The organism is Sphaerobacter sp. (genome assembly GCF_019683595.1).
Taxonomy (GTDB): Bacteria; Chloroflexota; Chloroflexia; order Thermomicrobiales; family Thermomicrobiaceae; genus Sphaerobacter.
On the sequence record NZ_JADGHZ010000286.1, the window covers coordinates 1 to 3,182 of the forward strand.

At 71.0% G+C, this 3,182-nt stretch carries 4 protein-coding genes; 2 read left to right on the forward strand and 2 right to left on the reverse strand.

What is annotated here, in order from left to right:
* Nucleotides 1-918, reverse strand: a 918-nt coding sequence (locus tag IRZ30_RS16675; RefSeq protein ID WP_294086800.1) for an SDR family oxidoreductase, incomplete at its 3' end; no start/stop codon positions are given.
* 240 nt (nt 919-1,158) lie between these two features.
* Here IRZ30_RS16675 and IRZ30_RS16680 point away from each other — a divergent pair.
* Nucleotides 1,159-1,506, forward strand: coding sequence for a recombinase family protein (locus IRZ30_RS16680; RefSeq protein ID WP_012871257.1), 348 nt, complete (start codon nt 1,159-1,161; stop codon nt 1,504-1,506).
* Nucleotides 1,507-1,541: 35 nt separating this feature from the next.
* On the opposite strand, the gene IRZ30_RS16685 is transcribed toward IRZ30_RS16680, so the two are convergent.
* A complete protein-coding gene (locus tag IRZ30_RS16685; RefSeq protein ID WP_294086803.1) occupies nt 1,542-2,036 on the reverse strand; it encodes a TspO/MBR family protein in 495 nt (164 codons plus the stop codon).
* A 181-nt stretch (nt 2,037-2,217) separates the two neighbouring features.
* On the opposite strand from IRZ30_RS16685, the gene tilS reads away from it, so the two are divergent.
* Nucleotides 2,218-3,182, forward strand: a 965-nt coding sequence (tilS, locus tag IRZ30_RS16690) for a tRNA lysidine(34) synthetase TilS (protein WP_294086805.1), incomplete at its 3' end; no start/stop codon positions are given.

Sequence of the window (3,182 nt, forward strand, 5' to 3'; positions counted from 1 at the left end):
GGTGTAGAGGCTGGTCGGCTTGGCCTTGGCGGTGAACTGGCCGGTGGTGGTGTAGGTCTCGGTGGGCATCGGGGCGTCGAAGGTGTCGCGGCCGTCGTCGGCTTGGTCGGTGTGCTGTGCCCGGAACACGAGATCTCGGACGAGCATGAGCCGGTCGAGGAGGCCGGGCATCGCTGCGTTGAGGATTGCGAGCGGGCGGCCGGGGCCGATGTAGATCTCGGCCCGGGGATGCTCGATGGCGAACAGGATGGTGTCGGCCACGGCGCCGGGCTCGTAGATCGGCGGAATGGGGTGGGGGACGAACCCGAGCCGCGAGCGGGCGTGGTTGGTGAACAAGGGCGTGTTGATCGAGAGCGGCATGATGAGGACGACTTTGATCCCCGGGTGATCTCGCGCCAGCTCCACGCGCAGGGCCTCGGTGAAGCCCTTCACCGCGAACTTCGAGGCCGAGTAGGCGGCGAGAAGGGGAGTGCCGCGAGCGCCGACGGCCGAGCCCACGTTGATGATCGTGCCCTGCCCCTGGCGGATGAGATGCGGTAGAGCGGCCTTGGTGCCGTGGATGGTCCCGAGGACGTTGACCTGCATCAGTCGTGTCGCGTCGTCGATAGTCATGTCTTCGACGCGGGCGGCCAGGTAGAGGCCGGCGTTGTTGATCCAGGTGTCGATGCGGCCGAAGCGGTCCACGGCGGCCTGGGCAAGCTTCTCGACCTGCGGCCAGTCGGCCACGTCGGTCGGGACCACGTGGGCTTGGCCGCCGGCCTGCTCGATCTCCCGTGCCAGGGAGGTGAGGGCTTCCGCGTTCCGGGCGGCGAGGACGAGGGAGGCACCGCGTTGACCGAGGCGGAGGGCCGTCTCGCGGCCGATGCCGGATGATGCGCCGGTGATGACGACGACCTGCTCACGCAGCGGGCGGGGCATGGTTCTTCCTCTCGTCCAGGGTGTTCGGATCACGCGCGGATGTACCGGTTGCCGGCACCGGAGCACGTGTGATGCCACTCCCGTCGCACAGCGCACGGTGAGCGTGGTGCGTTCGTCGCGGGTGCGGCGGCACCCGGTGGGCGCCTCCCGGCGTGCGTTGGTGCGCCGGGCCGAGTACCATGGTGGCAGCGCGATGGGCGCGGTCGGTGCCGGATACCGGTCGGAGTGGAGGTGTCGATCATGCCGGAGCGAGCCGCAATCTACACGTGGTTCCGCGGGGAGCAGCACCCGGACCCGGAAGACGACCTCGACTCACAGGAGGAGCGGTGCCGGGCGTACGCCCTCGCCCAGGGTTACCGGGTGGTCGACGTATTCCGGGAGACGGCTTCGGAGCCGGGCGATGAGCGCCCGGAGCTGAAGCGGCTCCGGACACTCCTCTGGCGGCGTGGGCTGGACGTGATCATCGCGACCCGCCCGGATCGGGTCTACGTCGACCTCAACCGCCTGACGCGCCTCAGCAACGAGGCCCGGCTGATGGGCGTGCGGCTGGAGTTCCTCGAGCAGCCGTTCATCCTGCCCGAGGAGTGATCGCCGGCCTGGCTCCTGTGCAGCGGCGCGCGGGATCAGCGGTTCAGGCGCCAGATGGCCGCGTTGAGCACGGTCGCGAAGGTGGTCCAGGCCAGGTAGGGCAGTAATAGCCCCGCCGCCCGACCGGAGACGCGCGAGAAGCGCAGGGTCGTCGCGACGAGTGCGCTCCACAGGGCAACGATGTTGATCAGCGCCGCGAAGGGCGAGCGGGCCCCGAAGAAGGCGGCCGACCAGAGCACGTTCAGCCCGAGCTGGACGCCAAAAAGGCGGAGTGCGGGCCGCGCCTCCGGGTCCGTGTCGCGTCGCTGCCATATCATCGCGGCGGCAATCCCCATGAGGGCGTAGAGCACGGTCCAGACGGGGCCGAAGACCCAACCCGGTGGGTTGAAGCGCGGCTTATTCAACGTTTGGAACCAGCCGTTGAGGCCGGCTCGGGTGAAAATCGAGCCGATCAGGCCGGCGCCTTCGCAGATAAGGACGGCGACGATGGCCGGCTTGACGAGTCCGGTGCTCCTACGGGTTTCTTCCATCTCTTCCATCCTTCCCCAGATCCTGGATATGGGTGCAGGCGCGTTGTCCCGGTGTCCATCACCCGCACGCGGCCTCTGCCCTGCGTGTCGCTTACGCACGCCGCGGGCCGCGCTTGGGTGCTCCCGCCGGGTGATACACTCGCGGCGACGGGAGACCGGGCCTGACCCGGCGGACGGAGCGGTGGCGGCAGTCGTGGTGGCGTCTTTCGAGCGACACGTCCAAGAGGCGGTCGAGCGGGCCGGTCTCGGCCCGGATGACCGCGTGCTGGTCGGTTTCTCCGGCGGGGCCGACTCATTGGCGCTCACCGCGGCACTTCAGGCGCTCCACGCGGCGGGTAGGGGGCCCCGGCCGCTCGCGCTGCACGTCAACCACCGGCTTCGACCGGAGGCTGACGCCGATGCGGACCGCGCGGTGGCGCTCGGGAAGTCCGTGGGGGTGACGGTCGAGGTCGCGACGGTCGACGTCGGCGCGTGGGACCGGGTGCTGCGGGAGGGAACCGAATCGGCGGCGCGGGCGGCACGATACGCGGCGCTGGCGGCGGCAGCGCGGGAGCAGGGCGTGCGCTGGGTCGCGGTGGCGCACACGGCCAACGACCAGGCGGAGACGGTGCTGCTGCGGCTCGTGCGCGGGGCCGGGCTCGACGGCCTGGTGGGGATGCGGGAGCAGACCCACCGGCCGGTGCCGCTTGACCCCGACGAGCGCGAAGTGGTGTCGCTGTGGTTGCTGCGCCCGCTGCTGGGGCTGACCCGGGCGCAGGTGGAGCGCTACGTCCGGGCGCGGGGCCTGGTGCCGATCGAGGACACGTCGAACGTGTCGCCGGTCTACCGGCGCAACGTGGTGCGGCATGCGGTCCTGCCGGAGCTGGAGCGAATCGCTCCGGGAGTGGTCGAGACGATCGCTCGGACGGCAGGGCTGCTCGCGGACGACGCGGCGTATCTCCAAGCGGCGGCCGACGCGGCGGCTTCGGAGATCGTGGGGCGGGCTGGGAGGCTGGTGACGGTCGCGCGCGAGGCCCTGCGCGACCTGCACCCGGCGTTGCAGCGGCGGGTGCTGATCCTGGCGGCGCGGGCGGCGGGCGTCGACCCGGCCGGGCCGACGGCGGAGCGGGTCGAGGCATTGAGGCGGGCGGCGATCGAGGGCGCGGT

Coding starts and splice junctions, on each gene's coding strand:
- IRZ30_RS16685 (WP_294086803.1), bottom strand. CDS start 2,036: ATGGAAGAAACCCGTAGGAGCACCGGACTCGTCAAGCCGGCCATCGTC.
- IRZ30_RS16680 (WP_012871257.1), top strand. CDS start 1,159: ATGCCGGAGCGAGCCGCAATCTACACGTGGTTCCGCGGGGAGCAGCAC.